Annotated in this window: 12 protein-coding genes; 11 read left to right on the forward strand and 1 reads right to left on the reverse strand. The window is 67.6% G+C overall.

The genetic code is table 11. The features are described 5' to 3' along the window. The first annotated feature begins 41 nt into the window (after positions 1 to 41). The 5 genes from tsaB (at position 42) to PSEWESI4_RS09135 (ending at position 3,865) form a co-directional block, all read left to right on the forward strand. Positions 42 to 719 carry a tRNA (adenosine(37)-N6)-threonylcarbamoyltransferase complex dimerization subunit type 1 TsaB gene (gene tsaB, locus PSEWESI4_RS09115; protein WP_187670883.1) on the forward strand — a complete coding sequence of 226 codons (678 nt, stop codon included), beginning with the start codon at positions 42 to 44 and terminating at the stop codon, positions 717 to 719. 219 nt (positions 720 to 938) lie between these two features. Next, the gene (locus PSEWESI4_RS09120) at positions 939 to 1,247 is read left to right on the forward strand and encodes a hypothetical protein (protein WP_187670884.1); all 309 of its coding nucleotides are present in this window, start codon (positions 939 to 941) and stop codon (positions 1,245 to 1,247) included. After that, on the forward strand, positions 1,210 to 2,112 hold the full coding sequence (locus tag PSEWESI4_RS09125; protein ID WP_187670885.1) for a DUF72 domain-containing protein: 903 nt from the start codon (positions 1,210 to 1,212) through the stop codon (positions 2,110 to 2,112). The genes PSEWESI4_RS09120 and PSEWESI4_RS09125 overlap by 38 nt, the downstream gene beginning before the upstream one ends. 51 nt (positions 2,113 to 2,163) lie before the next feature. Further along, positions 2,164 to 2,994 carry an isocitrate lyase/PEP mutase family protein gene (locus tag PSEWESI4_RS09130; RefSeq protein WP_187670886.1) on the forward strand — a complete coding sequence of 277 codons (831 nt, stop codon included), beginning with the start codon at positions 2,164 to 2,166 and terminating at the stop codon, positions 2,992 to 2,994. 97 nt (positions 2,995 to 3,091) lie between these two features. Beyond that, positions 3,092 to 3,865, forward strand: coding sequence for a class I SAM-dependent methyltransferase (locus PSEWESI4_RS09135; RefSeq protein WP_187670887.1), 774 nt, complete (start codon positions 3,092 to 3,094; stop codon positions 3,863 to 3,865). A gap of 269 nt (positions 3,866 to 4,134) precedes the next feature. Here the strand turns inward: PSEWESI4_RS09135 and PSEWESI4_RS09140 are convergent, their stop codons facing one another. Further along, positions 4,135 to 4,770, reverse strand: a complete 636-nt coding sequence (locus PSEWESI4_RS09140; RefSeq protein WP_187670888.1) for a TetR/AcrR family transcriptional regulator — start codon at positions 4,768 to 4,770, stop codon at positions 4,135 to 4,137. A 104-nt stretch (positions 4,771 to 4,874) separates the two neighbouring features. On the opposite strand from PSEWESI4_RS09140, the gene PSEWESI4_RS09145 reads away from it, so the two are divergent. From PSEWESI4_RS09145 to PSEWESI4_RS09170, 6 genes are all read left to right on the forward strand, one after another. Continuing rightward, complete coding sequence (locus PSEWESI4_RS09145; protein ID WP_187670889.1) at positions 4,875 to 5,978, forward strand: efflux RND transporter periplasmic adaptor subunit; 1,104 nt, start codon at positions 4,875 to 4,877, stop codon at positions 5,976 to 5,978. A gap of 6 nt (positions 5,979 to 5,984) precedes the next feature. After that, positions 5,985 to 9,053, forward strand: a complete 3,069-nt coding sequence (locus PSEWESI4_RS09150) for an efflux RND transporter permease subunit (protein ID WP_187670890.1) — start codon at positions 5,985 to 5,987, stop codon at positions 9,051 to 9,053. Positions 9,054 to 9,176: 123 nt separating this feature from the next. Beyond that, positions 9,177 to 10,328, forward strand: a complete 1,152-nt coding sequence (gene wecB, locus PSEWESI4_RS09155; protein WP_187670891.1) for a non-hydrolyzing UDP-N-acetylglucosamine 2-epimerase — start codon at positions 9,177 to 9,179, stop codon at positions 10,326 to 10,328. Then, complete coding sequence (nfrB, locus tag PSEWESI4_RS09160; RefSeq protein WP_187670892.1) at positions 10,325 to 12,502, forward strand: cyclic di-3',5'-guanylate-activated glycosyltransferase NfrB; 2,178 nt, start codon at positions 10,325 to 10,327, stop codon at positions 12,500 to 12,502. Before wecB ends, nfrB begins: the two co-directional genes overlap by 4 nt. Beyond that, positions 12,499 to 15,648, forward strand: coding sequence for an NfrA family protein (locus PSEWESI4_RS09165; RefSeq protein WP_187670893.1), 3,150 nt, complete (start codon positions 12,499 to 12,501; stop codon positions 15,646 to 15,648). The genes nfrB and PSEWESI4_RS09165 overlap by 4 nt, the downstream gene beginning before the upstream one ends. Beyond that, positions 15,648 to 16,484, forward strand: coding sequence for a DUF4434 domain-containing protein (locus PSEWESI4_RS09170; RefSeq protein WP_187670894.1), 837 nt, complete (start codon positions 15,648 to 15,650; stop codon positions 16,482 to 16,484). Before PSEWESI4_RS09165 ends, PSEWESI4_RS09170 begins: the two co-directional genes overlap by 1 nt. Positions 16,485 to 16,524: the final 40 nt, after the last annotated feature.

Consider the following 16,524-nt stretch of genomic DNA (forward strand, 5'->3'; position numbering starts at 1 on the left):
TTTTAATGCCCGCCCCGTTCCGTTTGCCTGTGCGAATCACGATGACCACCCTGCTGGCCCTGGATACCGCCACCGAAGCCTGTTCCGTCGCCCTCCTGCATGAAGGGCGTGTACTCAGTCACTACGAGGTGATTCCGCGCCTGCATGCCCAGCGCCTGCTGCCGATGATCAAGGCGCTGCTCGCCGAGGCCGGGGTCGGCCTGGGTGCCCTGGACGCCATCGCCTTCGGGCGCGGGCCGGGCGCCTTCACCGGGGTACGTATCGCCATTGGCGTGGTCCAGGGCCTGGCCTTCGGGCTGGACCGGCCGGTGCTGCCGGTTTCCACCCTGGCCACCCTGGCCCAGCGCACCATGCGCGAGCGCGGCGTGCGGCAGGTGGCGGCGGCCATCGATGCGCGCATGGACGAGGTCTACTGGGGCTGCTACCGGGCCGAGGAGGGCGAGATGCGCCTGCTCGGCGGCGAGGCGGTATTGCCGCCGGAGCGTGCGGCCTTGCCGCGCGGCGTCGGTGGCGACTGGTTCGGCGCCGGCACTGGCTGGGGCACCTTCGCCGACCGCCTGGCGGTGCCGGTGACCAGCAAGGACGGCAACCTGTTGCCCCATGCCGAGGATGTGCTGAGTCTGGCGACCTTCGCCTGGGCGCGCGGCGAGGCGCTGCCGGCCGACCAGGCGCAACCGGTGTACCTGCGCGACCAGGTGGCTACCCCCAAGGGGGGCTGAGCCCTGTCATTGGGTCCCCGCGTTCGCGAGGACGACGGTGGCACGGCAATGATCCAGCCGAGTCATCCCCGCGAACGCGGGGACCCAGAAACTGCGGGGACCCAGAAAACCAACCACCACCGACCACCACCCAACTCACGACAATTGCCTTGGCTCTGACCGTTGGTTAGATTGTCGGATCAGCAACGCTGAATCGTTCCCCGATTCCCGGATTTCCCGATGCGCATCGACGGCTTTTCCTCTTCTTCCTACTCGCTGGACCGCAGCGCCCGCACGGGCACGGCGGTAACGCCCTATGGCGAGGTGAAGAAGGGAGTCGAGGCGCGTCCCGAGACGCCGAAACCCGCCCAGCCGGCCAGGGTCGAGGCGAGCAGCGAGGATCGTTTGCCGATCACGGCCCAGTCGCTCACCTACCAGCGCCCGCTGAACGCCTACGCCGCCCAGGCCCTGGCCAGCTACGGCAGCACCGCCAGCTACTCCACCGACGTCGATGCCCTCGAGGTGCTCGGCCTCGATCTTTACGCCTGATTTCCCCGTGTTGCCTTACTACCTCGGCTGCCCGTCGTGGAACGAGCCGGCCTGGCGCGGCAGCTTCTATCCCGCCGACCTGCGCCCGGCCGACAGCCTCGAACACTACGCCCGGGTGTTCAACGCGGTGGAGGGCAACACCACTTTCTACGCCCGCCCGTCTTCGGCAACGGTACAGCGCTGGGCCGAGCTGATGCCGGCGGACTTCCGCTTCTGCGCCAAGCTGCCGCGCGACATCAGCCACGGCGGTGACCTGCGCGACCAACTGGACGCCACCCAGGCCTTCCTCGACCTGCTGGCGCCGCTGGGGGAGCGGGTCGCGCCATTGTGGCTGCAATTGCCGGCCGGTTTCGGCCCACCGCGTCTCGCCGAACTGGCGGTGTGGCTGGAAGCCCTCGCCCATCGGCGCATCGCCGTGGAAGTGCGCCACCCGGCGTTCTTCGCCAAGGGCGACGAGGAGCGGGCGCTCAACCGCCTGCTGCACGAGCGCGGGGTGGAGCGCATCTGCCTCGATTCGCGGGCGCTGTTCGCCTGCCGTTCGGACGATCCGGCGGTGCTGCACGCCCAGTCGAAGAAGCCCAGGGTGCCGGTGCGCCCGGCAGCCTTCAGCCAGAGTCCGCAGGTGCGTTTCATCGGTGGCCCCGACCTGGACGCCAACCAGGCCTACCTCGAGCCCTGGCTGGACAAGACCGCCGCCTGGATCGAGGAGGGCCGCACGCCCTACGTGTTCCTGCATACCCCGGACAACCACCTGGCGGCCGCCCAGGCCCTGCGCTTCCATGAATCGCTGATGACCCGCCTGCCCGGGCTGCCGGCGCTGGCGAGTTGCCTCGACGGAGAGGTGGAGCAGCTCGGTCTGCTGTGAGCCTGCTGTTATCCGCTAACCTCGTGGACATCGTCGGAAACGGAGGTGGGTATGCTTTCTCGGAGCGAACGCGGTGAGATTTTCCGGGCCTTGCATCGGCGCGAGGGGCTGCTGGTGCTGCCCAATCCCTGGGACGCCGGGTCGGCGAAGATGCTCGCCGCCCTGGGCTTCGAGGCCCTGGCCACCACCAGCGCCGGGTTGGCGTTTTCCCTGGGCCGGCGCGATGCGGAGGGGGCGGTCAGCCGCGAGGAAGCGCTGGCCAACGCCCGGGCGATAGTCGAGGCGACCGACCTGCCGGTGGCCGCCGACCTCGAGAACGGCTATGGCGATGCCCCGGAACAATGCGCCTCGACGATCCTCCAGGCGGCGCGTGTCGGCCTGGTCGGCGGCTCCATCGAGGACGCCACGGGGCGGTCGGATGCGCCGATCTACCCCTTCGAACTGGCGGTCGAGCGCATCCAGGCGGCGGTGGCCGCCGCGCGCTCCCTGCCATTCGCCTTCACCCTGGCGGCGCGGGCGGAGAACTTCCTGCATGGCCGGCGTGACCTGGACGACACACTGCGACGCCTGGTGGCCTATGCGGAGGCCGGCGCCGACGTGCTCTATGCGCCGGGGCTGACCACCCGCGAGGAAATCCGCGCGGTGGTCGAGGCCGTGGCACCGCGTCCGGTCAACGTGCTCGTGGGATCGCCGCAGTTGCGGCTGTCGCTGGACGAACTGGCCGAGCTGGGCGTCAAGCGGGTCAGTCTTGGCTCCAACCTGGCGCGGGTGGCCTACGGGGCATTCTTCACGGCTGCCGAGGAATTGATCGGGCAGCGCAGCCTGGCAGCCGTCGGACGCGCCATGCCGTTCGACCGTATCAACGACCTGTTCAAGTCCTGATGCGACGCCGCCCATCGTGCTCGTTTCCACCTGGCTATGGGGCTGTTCCGCATGTGTCGGTAGAATCGCCGGCGCATTCCGGACAGGCGATACGACGATGGGCGAAGAGCAGGTGAGGGTAAGGGTCGAGGCGCTGGCGCCGGTATACGAAGCGCAGGCGGCAGCCTGGGCGGCGCGGCTTGGCCTGCCGCTGGACGGCGAGGCGGAGTTCGCCCTGCAACTGGGCGACGACGGCCTGCAACTGGCCGAGCTGGGCCCGCAGGCGCCGGGGCCGGTACGGGTGGACTTCGTCGAGGGAGCGACGGCGCACCGGCGCAAGTTCGGTGGCGGCAGCGGGCAGATGATCGCCAAGGCGGTCGGCGTGCAGTCCGGCATCCGTCCGCGAGTGCTGGATGCCACCGCCGGGCTCGGTCGCGATGCCTTCGTGCTGGCCACACTCGGCTGTGAACTGACCCTGATCGAGCGCCAGCCGCTGGTCGCCGCGTTGCTGGAGGATGGCCTGGCGCGTGCCGCCGGCGATTTCGAGGTGGGGCCGATCGTTGCCCGCATGCGCCTGCTGGGCGGCAATGCCATCGAGCGGATGAAGGGCTGGGAAGGGGAGGCGCCGCAGGTGATCTACCTCGACCCGATGTTCCCGCATCGCGACAAGAGCGCGCTGGTGAAGAAGGAAATGCGCCTGTTCCGCCCGCTGGTGGGCGACGACCTGGACGCCCCGGCGCTGCTCGAGGCGGCGCTGGCGCTGGCGACGCACCGGGTGGTGGTCAAGCGCCCGCGCAAGGCGCCGATCATCGAAGGCCCGAAGCCCGGCTACAGCCTGGACGGCAAGTCCAGCCGCTATGACATCTATCCGTTGAAGAAGCTGCAGGCGTGACCTGTGGGGTGGGCTTCAGCCCACCGAGCGGGGTTCGTCCTTTTCTGGTGGGCTGAAGCCCACCCTACGCACGGGGGAAATTCGGGCCATGGCGCTGGGGTATGGCGCGGCCCCTCACCCCGGCCCTCTCCCGGAGGGAGAGGGCGTTCACGTGCCAACCCTTGGCTCCGTGCTTGAATCCCAACCCCGAACAGTCCCCTCTCCCTCCGGGAGAGGGGCGGTGCTGCTAGCCCACCCGAAGGTTACCCATGGACACCAGGCCATACCCCCTACGGCCTGTACGCCCGAATGAACAACTCCACCACCTCCCGCACGTGGGCTTCGGCGTCTTCCGTTTCCATCGGCTCGGCGCAGCCGCACATCAGCCGGAAGTTGTGGCCGCCCTTGATCAGGCAGAAGAAGTGCTCGGCGGCGTGGACCGGGTTGTCGATGCGCAGCAGGCCGTTGCGCTGCACCTGGCCGAGCAGGTCGGTCATCTCGTCGATGACGCGCTGCGGGCCGGCGGCGAAGAAGATGTGGGCCAGCTTGGCGTCCTGGGCGGCCGAAGCCACCATCAGGCGGTGCAGTTCGATCGACTCTCGGCTGCTGATCAGCACGTGGAAACCGCGCCCGATGTTCAGCAGCACCGTCTCGATCGGCACCCCTTCGGCCAGCTCGAACAGCAGTTCGGGCAACTGCTCCTCGCACTTGGCCTTCACCGCGGCGGAGAACAGCGTCTCCTTGTCGGTGAAATGGCTGTACACCGTGAGCTTGGACACCCCGGCCTCGGCGGCGATGGCGTCCATGCTGCTGCCATCGTAGCCGTGGCGCAGGAACAGGGTTTTCGCCGCCTCAAGGATCGCCTGGCGCTTGGCCGGGTCCTTCGGGCGACCGGGGCCGCTGGGTGGTAATAACTTGTCTGACATTCCGCGATTTTTTCTCTATGAGAATACTGGACTGGGTAGTTCTGTATTTTTACTATACCCGGCAGTATAAATATTCAAGCTCCCCGAGCGGAAGGTCAGCCATCATGTCGCGCCATGCTTTGCCTCGCATCCTGCCGTTAACCCTTGCCCTGCTGCTGGCCGCTTGCGGCAATGGCGAGCAAGTCCAGCAGTCCATCCGGCCCGCCATGGTCGTGCAGCCGCAGCCGGCCGCCGACGCGGTCGAGGCCTATCCCGGCGAGGTGCGCGCGCGCTTCGAGTCGGAGCTGGCGTTCCGTATCGGCGGCAAGGTCAGCAAGCGCCTGGTGGACAGCGGTGCGCGGGTGAAGAAGGACCAGCCGCTGGCCGAACTGGACCCCGAGGACGTGCGCCTGCAACTGGAAGCGAGCCGCGCCCAGGTGGCCGCCGCCGAGGCCAACCTGAAGCTGGTGCGCGCCGAGCGTGACCGCTACCGGACCCTGCTCGACCGCCAACTGATCAGCCATTCGCAGTTCGATACCGTGGAAAACCAGTACCGCGCCGGCGAGGCGCGGCTGAAGCAGATCCGCGCCGAGTTCAACGTCGCCAACAACCAGGCCGGTTATGCGGTGCTGCGTTCCCAGGCCGACGGGGTGATCTCCACCCGCCGGGTCGAGGTCGGCCAGGTGGTCGCCGCCGGACAGACGGTATTCACCCTGGCCGCCGACGGTGAGCGCGAGGTGCTGATCAGCCTGCCGGAGCAGTCCATCGACCGCTTCCGCATCGGCCAGGACGTCTCGGTGGAGCTGTGGTCGCAGCCCGGCCAGCGCTTCCCCGGTCGTATCCGCGAGCTGTCGCCGGCCGCCGATCCGCAGTCGCGTACCTATGCCGCGCGGGTTTCCTTCAAGGACGCCAAGGTGCCGGCCGAGCTCGGCCAGAGCGCGCGGGTGTTCGTCCAGGTCAATGGCGAGGTGCCGCTGTCGGTGCCGCTGTCCGCGCTGACCGCCGAGGCCGGCTCTCCCTATGTCTGGGTGGTCGATCCGGAGAGCTCCAGGGTCAAGCGCACGCCGGTGCGCATCGGTGCCTACGGCGAGGACCGCGTGCCGGTGCTCGAAGGCCTCAAGGCGGAGGACTGGGTGGTTGCAGCCGGTGTCCAGGTGCTGCGTGAGGGACAGGAGGTGCGTCCGGTGGATCGCGCCAACCGTGCGGTGAAAATGCTGGCCAAGGAGTAAGGCACGGTGAATTTCAATCTCTCCGCATGGGCGCTGAAGAACCGTCAGATCGTCCTCTACGTCATGTTGCTGCTCGGCATCGTCGGGGCCATCTCCTACACCAAGCTGGGCCAGAGCGAGGACCCACCGTTCACCTTCAAGGCCATGGTGGTGCAGACCAATTGGCCGGGGGCGAGCGCCGAGGAGGTGTCCCGCCAGGTCACCGAGCGCATCGAGAAGAAGCTGATGGAGACCGGCGAGTACGACCGCATCGTCTCCTTCTCGCGGCCCGGCGTGTCGCAGGTGACCTTCATCTCCCGTGACTCCATGCGTTCGTCGGAGATTCCCGAGCTCTGGTACCAGATACGCAAGAAGGTCAGCGACATCCGCCACACCCTGCCGCAGGGCATCCAGGGGCCGTTCTTCAACGACGAGTTCGGCACCACCTTCGGCAATATCTATGCGCTGACCGGCGAGGGCTTCGACTACGCGGTGCTCAAGGACTACGCCGACCGCATCCAGTTGCAACTGCAACGGGTCAAGGACGTCGGCAAGGTCGAGCTGCTGGGCCTGCAGGACGAGAAAGTGTGGATCGAGCTGTCCAACACCAAGCTGTCCACCCTGGGCCTGCCGTTGGCTTCCGTGCAGCAGGCGCTGGAGGAGCAGAACGCGGTGGCCACCGCCGGCTTCTTCGAGACCGCCAGTGACCGCGTGCAACTGCGGGTCAGCGGCAAGTTCGATTCGGTGAAGGAAATCCGCGACTTCCCGATCCGTGTGGGCGACCGCACCTTCCGCATCGGCGACGTGGCCGAGGTGCATCGCGGTTTCAACGATCCGCCGGCGCCACGCATGCGCTTCATGGGCGAGGACGCCATCGGCCTGGCCGTGTCGATGAAGAGCGGCGGCGACATCCTGGTCCTCGGCCAGGCGCTGGAAAGCGAGTTCGCCCGCCTGCAGGAAACCCTCCCGGCCGGCATGCAACTGCGCAAGGTTTCCGACCAGCCGGCGGCGGTGAAGATGGGCGTCGGCGAGTTCGTCCGCGTGCTCACCGAGGCGCTGGTCATCGTCCTGCTGGTGAGTTTCTTCTCCCTCGGCCTGCGCACCGGCCTGGTGGTGGCGCTGTCCATCCCGCTGGTGCTGGCGATGACCTTCGCCATCATGTATTACCTGGGCATCGGCCTGCACAAGATTTCCCTCGGCGCGCTGGTGCTGGCGCTGGGGCTCCTGGTGGACGACGCGATCATCGCGGTGGAGATGATGGCGATCAAGATGGAGCAGGGCTACGACCGGCTCAAGGCGGCCAGCTTCGCCTGGACCAGCACGGCCTTCCCGATGCTCACCGGTACGCTGATCACCGCCGCCGGCTTCCTGCCGATCGCCACCGCGCAGTCCGGCACCGGCGAATACACCCGCTCGATTTTCCAGGTGGTGACCATCGCCCTGGTGGTGTCGTGGATCGCCGCGGTGATGTTCGTGCCCTACCTGGGCGACCGCCTGCTGCCCGACCTGGCCAAGCGTCATGCGGCGAAGCACGGCGGCAGCGACAAGGGCCACGATCCCTATTCGACGCCGTTCTACCGCCGCGTGCGCGGCACGGTGGAGTGGTGCGTGCGCCGCCGCAAGACGGTGATCCTGCTGACCCTGGTGGCCTTCGTCGCCTCGGTGGCACTGTTCCGCTTCGTGCCGCAGCAGTTCTTCCCATCCTCCGGCCGCCTGGAGCTGATGGTCGACCTCAAGCTGGGAGAAGGCGCCTCGCTGAGCAACACCGAGGTCGAGGTCAAGCGCCTGGAACGACTGCTCAAGGAGCATCCGGGGATCGACAACTACGTGGCCTACGTCGGCACCGGTTCGCCGCGTTTCTACCTGCCGCTCGACCAGCAACTGCCGGCCGCCAGCTTCGCCCAGTTCGTGGTGCTGGCGAAGACCATCGAGGAGCGCGAGGAAATCCGTAGCTGGCTGATCCAGACGATGAACGACGAGTTCCCCAGCCTGCGCTCGCGTATCTCGCGGCTGGAGAACGGCCCGCCGGTCGGCTATCCGGTGCAGTTCCGCGTCTCCGGCGAGCATATCGACGAGGTCCGCGCGCTGGCCCGCCAGGTGGCCGACAAGGTCCGCGAGAATCCCCATGTGGTGAACGTGCACCTGGACTGGGAGGAACCCAGCAAGGTGGTGCGCCTGCACATCGACCAGGAGCGCGCCCGCGCCCTCGGGGTGAGCACCGCCGACCTGTCGCGTTTCCTGCAGAGTTCGCTGACCGGTGCGCCGGTCAGCCAGTACCGTGAGGACAACGAACTGATCGACATCCTCCTGCGTGGCACCGTGCACGAGCGCAAGGAGCTGGGCCTGCTGCCGAGCCTGGCGGTGCCGACCAGCGCCGGCAAGAGCGTACCGCTGTCGCAGATCGCCACCCTCGAGTACGGCTTCGAAGAAGGCGTCATCTGGCACCGCAACCGCCTGCCAACCGTCACTGTGCGTGCCGATATCTACGGCAAGCAGTTGCCGGCCAGCGTGACCGCGCAGATCAACCCGACCCTCGATGAAATCCGCGCCGAGCTGCCGTCCGGCTACCTGCTGGAAATCGGCGGCACGGTGGAAGATTCCGCGCGTGGGCAGAAGTCGGTAAATGCCGGTATCCCGCTGTTCATCGTGGTGGTGCTGACCCTGCTGATGCTGCAATTGAAGAGCTTCTCGCGCTCGGCCATGGTGTTCCTCACCGCGCCGCTCGGGCTGATCGGCGTGACCCTGTTCCTGCTGCTGTTCCGCCAGCCCTTCGGCTTCGTCGCCATGCTCGGCACCATCGCCCTGGCGGGGATGATCATGCGCAACTCGGTGATCCTGGTCGACCAGATCGAGCAGGACATCGCCGCCGGCCTGGACCGCTGGCACGCGATCATCGAGGCTACCGTGCGGCGCTTCCGGCCCATCGTGCTGACCGCCCTGGCGGCGGTGCTGGCGATGATCCCGCTGTCGCGCAGTATCTTCTTCGGGCCGATGGCGGTGGCGATCATGGGCGGCCTGATCGTCGCCACGGCGCTGACCCTGTTGTTCCTGCCGGCGCTGTACGCGGCCTGGTTCCGGGTCAAGCCGGAGCGCTAGTATTGGCGGCGTTGCATGGAAAACCGGCCCCGAGGCCGGTTTTCTTTTTGGGCCTGGAGGCCTGAAAAGCTTGGTCTAGACTGCTGTAGTCCGTACTCCGACAGGGTCGAGGAGTCAGCAGCCATGCCATATCGCGTGATGATGGTCTTCGGCACCCGCCCCGAGGCGATCAAGATGGCGCCTCTGGCGCGTACCTTGCGCGGACGCTCGGAGATCGAGCTATACGTCTGCGTCACCGGCCAGCACCGGGAGATGCTCCAGCAGGTACTGGATGCCTTCGAGTTGCAGGTCGACGAGAATTTGCAGGCGATGACCGAAGGGCAGACCCTCAACGGCCTCAGCCAGCAACTGCTGGGCCGGCTGGACCAGGTGTACGCGGAGCGGCAGCCGGAGATCGTGCTGGTGCATGGCGACACCACCACCAGCTTCATCGCCGCATTGGCTGCCTTTCACCGGCATATCCCGGTCGGTCATGTCGAGGCCGGCTTGCGCACCAACGACATCAACTCGCCCTGGCCGGAAGAGGCCAACCGCCATTTGACGGCGGTGATCGCCAGCCTGCATTTCCCGCCTACCCGGGTGGCCCGCGACAACCTGTTGCGCGAGTGGGTATCGCTGGAGCAGATGGAGGTCACCGGCAATACGGTTATCGATGCGCTGCTGTGGATGCGCCAGCACCTGGAAGATATCGGCTGGCAGCCGCCGACCGGCTCCCCGCTCGCCGCGTTGCCCGGGGAGGGCCGCCTGGTGCTGATCACCGGACACCGCCGGGAGAACTTCGGCAAGGGCTTCGAGCGCATCTGCCAGGCCATCGCCGCGTTGGCCGACAAGTATCCCGATGCGACCTTCGTCTACCCGGTGCATCTCAACCCGCAGGTGCAGCAGCCGGTCCATGCGCTGCTCGGCGGGCGTGGCAATGTCCGCCTGATCCCGCCGCAGGACTATCCGGCGTTCGTCTGGCTGATGGGGCGGGCGCACCTGATCCTCACCGATTCCGGAGGCATCCAGGAGGAGGCGCCGTCGCTGGGCAAGCCGGTGCTGGTGATGCGCAACACCACCGAGCGCCCATCGGCAGTGGCGGCCGGAACGGTGCGGCTGGTTGGCACCAGTGTCGAGCGCATCGTCGGGGAGACCAGCCTGCTGCTCGATGACGAGACGGCCTACCGGCAGATGAGCCAGGCCAGTAACCCCTATGGCGATGGCCACGCCAGCGAGCGCATCGCCGCCCGGCTCGTCATCTGGCTGCAGGAGCGAAGCAAGGATACCGCCGCATGAGTCTGGAGCTGGTCAACATACTGGTCCATGTCCTGTATGTCCTGAAGGTCCTGGCCATCCTGCTGGCCACGCTGATGTTGCTGCTGGGGCTGGACGATCTGTTCATCGACATCGCCTACTGGGTGCGCCTGCTGATCCGCCGCTATCGCGTCTACGGCAAGTTCGAGCGCGCAGACGAGCGGCGTCTGTTCGCCGTGCCGGAGCAGCCGTTGGCGATCATGGTGCCGGCCTGGCACGAGGTTGGCGTGGTCGGCGAGATGGCGAGCCTGGCGGCGTCGACCATGGACTACGAGAACTACCAGATATTCGTCGGCACCTACCCCAACGACCCCGAGACCCAGGCCGACGTCGATGCCGTGTGCCAGCACTTTCCCAACGTACACAAGGTGGTTTGCGCGCGACCGGGGCCGACCAGCAAGGCCGACTGCCTGAACAACGTGATCGACGCCATACTGCGCTTCGAGGCCGAGGCCAGGGTGCAGTTCGCCGGCTTCGTCATGCACGACGCCGAGGACGTCATCTCGCCACTGGAACTGCGCCTGTTCAACTACCTGTTGAACGAAGGCAAGGATATGATCCAGATCCCGGTCTACCCCTATGCCTCGGAGTTAGGGGGGATGACCGCCGGTCACTACGTCGACGAGTTCGCCGAGAACCACGGCAAGGACGTGGTGGTGCGCGAGGCGCTGACCGGCCAGGTGCCGAGCGCCGGGGTGGGTACCTGCTTCAGTCGCAAGGCGATCACCGCGCTGCTGGAGGACGGCAACGGCATCGCCTTCGACGTGCAGAGCCTCACCGAGGACTACGACATCGGCTTCCGCCTCAACCGGAAGGGCATGAAGACCATCTTCGCCCGTTACTCGGTGGAGGATCCCAGGCTGGCCCTGAACCGTCACTGGGCGCTGGGCATGGACCGTCACTTCGCCCGGGTCATCTGCGTGCGCGAGCACTTCCCGCGGACCTGGAGCCATGCGATCCGGCAGAAGTCGCGGTGGATCACCGGCATCGTCTTCCAGGGCACCAGCAACCTGGGCTGGAGCTCCAGCCTGGCGCTCAACTACTTCCTCTGGCGCGACCGCCGCGGGTTGTTCGCCTATGCCCTGGGCTTCCTGGTCAACCTGCTGTTCCTGGTCCTGCTGGCAATGTGGCTGGTGACCCTGCTGCTGCCCGACGCCTGGCACTTTCAGTCGATCCTCGCCGATAACTGGTTCCTGTCGGCACTGTTGCTGATCAATGGCTTCCTGCTGTTCAACCGCTTGTTCCAGCGTTTCTGGTTCGTCAGTCGCTACTACGGCGTGATAGAGGGACTGCGTTCGGCACCGCGGATGATGTGGAGCAACTTCATCAACTTCTTCGCCAACGTGAAGGCCCTGCGCCAGGTGCTGGCGATCGGAGATGCGCGGCGTGTCGCCTGGGACAAGACCACCCATGAGTTCCCCTCCCTGGACAGGCCACAGCGCGTACCGCTGGGGCGGCGGCTGGTCGAACAGGGGGTGATCAGCGAGGAGCAACTGGAGGCGGCGATCACCAGCCCGGTGCGCCGCCGACTCGGCCGCGAGCTGCTGCTGCGCGGACTGGTCGACAGCCAGCAAGTACTGCAGGCCCTGGCCGGGCAACTGGAGATGGAAACCGTGTCGTTCGATCCCTTTGCACTGGACCGTAGGTTGATCGAGGATTTCCCGCGGCGCCTGGCCCTTCGCTACGCCGTGCTGCCGGTGGCGGAGGAGGGTGACGCCCTGGTGCTGGCCTGCGAGCGGGCGATCAGCCAGGTTTCCCTCGGCGCCATCAGTCGTCAACTCCAGCGTCCGGTGCGTTGCCGGCTGGCGCCGCAGGGGCGGGTGACCCTGGGGCTGCGCTACTGGTATCCCGGCCGGCACCAGAGCGAGGAAAGCCGGCTGGTGCTGGAGGTGCTGGAGCGGCATCGGGGCGACGCCGAGCTGATGGAGCGTATCTGTCGCCATCAGGTACAGCTCGGCGATCTGCTGCAAACGCGTGGCATGGTGCCGGTTTCGTTGTTCCGCCAGGCGATGATCGACTTCGATCCGAGTCGTGAGTCGCTCGGTGAGCATCTCGTCCAGCGCGGAATGATCACCCAGGAAGTGCTCGACCAGGCCCTGCGGGACCAGGCCCAGGAGCAACATGTGGCGTACCTGATCGCGAGGGAGACCGCATGAGAACGGCGCGAGGAGTGGTGCTGGGCGCGCTGCTGGCGCTGGGAACGGGCCATCTGCTGGCGGCCGAGCCGCTGAGTGACTTCGAGCGCTTTCGTAGCTTTCCCTATCTCGATCGCGCCTACCGCGAGGCGGATCGGCAGAACTGGGCAGAGGTCGAACGGCTGATGCGCTTTCTGCTCGACAAGGTGCCCGGCAACGCCGAGGCGCGCGCCCTGCTGGTCCGGGCGCTGGTCAAGCAGCGGGACTATGACGGGGCGCTGGAGACCGCCGGTGAATCGGGCTCCCGGGATGCGCTGGATATCCGCCTGGCCTGGATCGAGCAGGAACCGCCGTCCGCGACGGTCATGGACCAATGGCTGGCGCAGGCCGACAGTGTCCAGCGCATGCGTTTGTGGAAAGCCTACAGCCTCGCCCTGGCCAAGCGCGGTGGACCCCAGGAGGCGCTCGCTTGGCTGCGCCAGGTGCCCGATCGCGGCGACGGCCCGGCACTGCGACAGGCGCGAGCCAATTGGGCCGAACAGTTGCACGACAGCCAGGCCACCATCGATGAACTGGCGCCACTGGCGGTCAATCGGGAACTTTCGGCGGAAAGCTGGCGGCGTCTGGCCAATGCCTATGTCCAGCAACTGGACGAGAGCGCCCTGCGCGAACTGCTGCGCCAGGCCCCCTACGAGAGCGACGCCCGGCGCGCTCGCCAGGCCATGGCCGAGCGCGCTATCGCCGTCGGCAAGACAACCCTGGCCAAGCGCTGGCTGGAAGAGTTGCCCCTGGAAGAGCAGCGTGATCCCGAGCGGCGCCGGCAGCTCTGGGAGCTGGCCCGGCAGAGCGGCGACAGCCCGCTGGTGCGTCGCCTCGGCGACGAACTGCAACGGCCTTGCCTGGAAACCGCCGACTGGCTGTCCACCCATGACCGCGCGGCGGCCCTCGAGCAGTTGCGTGGCTGCAACCCGCGGAGCGATCCGCAGACCTGGCTGATCCTCGCCCAGCGCCTGCAGGCCGCCGACCTGCTGGAGCGCCAGCATTTGCCCGAGCCCTGGGATACCGCCCGGCGCGACCGGTTGCTCGATCTCTGGCGGCGCCAGGGGCGTACCGACCAGGCCCTGGCCTGGCTGGCTGCCCAGCCGCAGACCCCGGCGACGCTACGCAAGCGCGCGGAACTGCTTCAGGCCGGTGGGCGCGGCGCCGAGGCGGAGACGTTATGGGAGCGCGAATACCGGCAGACCGGCAGCCTCGCGGCACTGGACCAGGCCAGCTTCCTGCTCCTGCGCGATGGCCATACCGCCCGTGCGCAACGCTTGCTGGAGGATGCCCTGGAGCGACATGGTGGGCGCCTGGCACCGGCCCTGACGCAACGCCTGGCGGGCATTTATGCCCAGACCGACAGCCCGCTGGACGTGGCGCGTGCCGAACGGTTGCTGGACCGGCTCGACCCCGCGTCGCGGGCGCAGTTGCTCGGCCGCCTTGCCGAGGCCGGACACTGCGACGCGGTGCTCCGGCACCTGTCGGCGACACCGCGCGAGGCGGGGGAACTGCGGGTGCTCGGCCGCTGCGCCATGCCGGCCCGTCCTGGAGAGGCGGCGGTCTACTACCAGGCGGCGCTGGCCCAGGGAGATACGGCGAGCCGCCTGCCGCTAGCCTACGCCCTGGAGGCAGCCGGAGATTCGGAAGAGGCTTGGCGTGCCTGGCAAGAGTTCGACGAGCGCGAACTGAACGACAACGCCCTGCTTACCGCCAGCCGCAGTGCCCTGAACGCTGGAGCGCCGCAGGAGGCTGAGCGCTACTGGCAGCGGGCCCGGCATTCCAGCGCCGACGATTGGGCGCTTGGTGCAGCCATCGCCCAAGGCAACGATGACGTTTCCCTGGCCCTGCAACGCCAGCACGATGCGCTGCGTCACCAGCCGCGTGCCGATCACTACTACGCGGCGGCGGCCACCGCCCAGCAGGCCGGCGATAGCGCGCAAAGCACCGCCTGGCTGGCCGAGGCTGTGCGCCTGGCACCCGATGAGCCGCGCTATCGGGCCGACTACGGCATGCGCCTGGCCGGCGCTTCGAGCAAGGACGAGCGCCACCAGGCAATCCCCTATCTGGAGCAGGCCAGCCGTGACTACCCGGAGGACTACCGCATCGCCGAAACTCTCGCCTGGCGCTACGACGAGGCAGAGGACAGCGCCGCCGCGCGCCGCGAGCTGCGCCGGGCGATCGACCTCGAGCAGCAGCCGGTGGCCGGCGACGACGAGTACGGCAGCCTGGAGGCACGTCGTTACCGTCAGCGCCGGGCCCACCAGGTTCTTTCCCAGCGCGACAATCTGACCCTGGCCAGCACCTGGTCGCCAGCCGGGGTTTCGACCAACGACCTGCTCAACGAGCGCGGCGAGCGGCGTGGCGAGGATCGTCGCCCGGCATCGCAGAATGTGCAGATGTTCATCTGGGACCATGCCCTCGGCGAGGAGCCGACCCGCGCCGGCAGCAGCCTGTCCGTCTATGGCCGGGCGCTGATGGGGGGCGATGGGCGTAACCGCTACGGGCGCTCGCTGGCCGCGGGGCTCGGCCTGCGCTACAAGCCGTGGGGCACGCTCAATCTCAACCTCTACGGCGAGCTATACGGTCAGAGCCAACTTGCCGACGAGGATTTCAGCGGCTTCAGCCTCGGCCAATGGCTGAACCCTGGTGCCGTCGACGACGATCTCGACGATCACCGCCGCGATGGTCGTACCAGCACCGATTTCCTCCTGCGCGCCACCGCCTCGTTCTTCGACCAGGGTGCCTACCGAAACGATTGGCGCGTGGACGAAGATCAGTGGAACGAGCGCTTCCTCTACCTGGACGCCGCCTGGTGGACCCGCCACGGCGACCACGCCTGGGTGTCGCGCTACCAGCACGGCCATGTCTGGAAGCTGCCAGTGGATAGCCCGCAGACCCTGATGGCCTATGGCTTCGGCGAGTTCTCCACGCAGGACCCGCACAACGACTGGCGCCAGGATCTGCGCGCCGGCGTCGGCCTGCGCTGGCAATACTGGTATGGCGATGACCGCTACAACGCCTACCGGGCCAACCTGAAAGTGCGTACCGAGTACCAGTGGGGGCTGGCCGGCAACCTGTACGAACGGGCCGATGGCATTCTTCTGGGCATCGAGGTGAATTTCTGATGCGTCCTCTGCTGCTGGCATTCTGCTTCTGTCTGGCCGCGTTCCAGGTTGGGGCTGAAGAGCGGCTGTTCTTCCAGCCGCTGAATTCCGATGCCGCGCTCGGCCAGGAGGACTGGCGGCATCTCTGGCGGGACAGCGCGGGGCAGGGCGTGCGGACCCTGATCGTGCAGTGGAGCGCCTATGGCGACAGCGATTTCGGCGGTCGCGACGGCTGGCTGGCGCAGGCCTTGCGCGAGGCCCGGGAGCAGGGGCTCGAGGTGGTGCTGGGCCTGTACTTCGACCCGGCGTACTTCCAGCGCCTGAAAGAGCTGGATGGCCCTGGCCTGGCGGCTTACTGGCAGTACCAACTGGGTCGCTCGCTGGCCCAGGCGCAGGCCATCCGCGACTGGGAACTGACGGTGGCCGGCTGGTACCTGCCGATGGAGCTGGATGACTTCCACTTCCACGACCCCGAGCGGCGTGCCACGTTGCGCCGGCAACTCGCCGACTTCTCTGCCCGGCTGGATGCGCCACTGCACCTCAGCGCCTTCAGTGGTGGCCACCTGGCGCCACGGGTACTGGCCGCCTGGCTGGACGATCTGGCCGGGCTAGGCATCCATGTCTGGTGGCAGGACGGCGTCGGCACCGCCAGCCTGCCTGCACCGGTGCGCCAGGCCTACGAGACGGCCTTGCCGTGCCGGGTCGGGGTGGTGCGCGAGGCGTTCCGCCAGACCAGTGCACAGGGGCTGCCGTTCAAGGCGGTGCCTGCCGAGCCGCAAGCACTGGACTCTGGCTGCCGACCTGCGGCCGTGTTCGAGTTGCGCTATCGGCCGTGGGGGCAGCGACTGTTGCGGTGACGAGTGCAGCGCCGAGCGCAAGGCGAACCGATCCACGGCG

The organism is Zestomonas carbonaria (genome assembly GCF_904061905.1).
Lineage (GTDB): Bacteria > Pseudomonadota > Gammaproteobacteria > Pseudomonadales > Pseudomonadaceae > Aquipseudomonas > Aquipseudomonas carbonaria.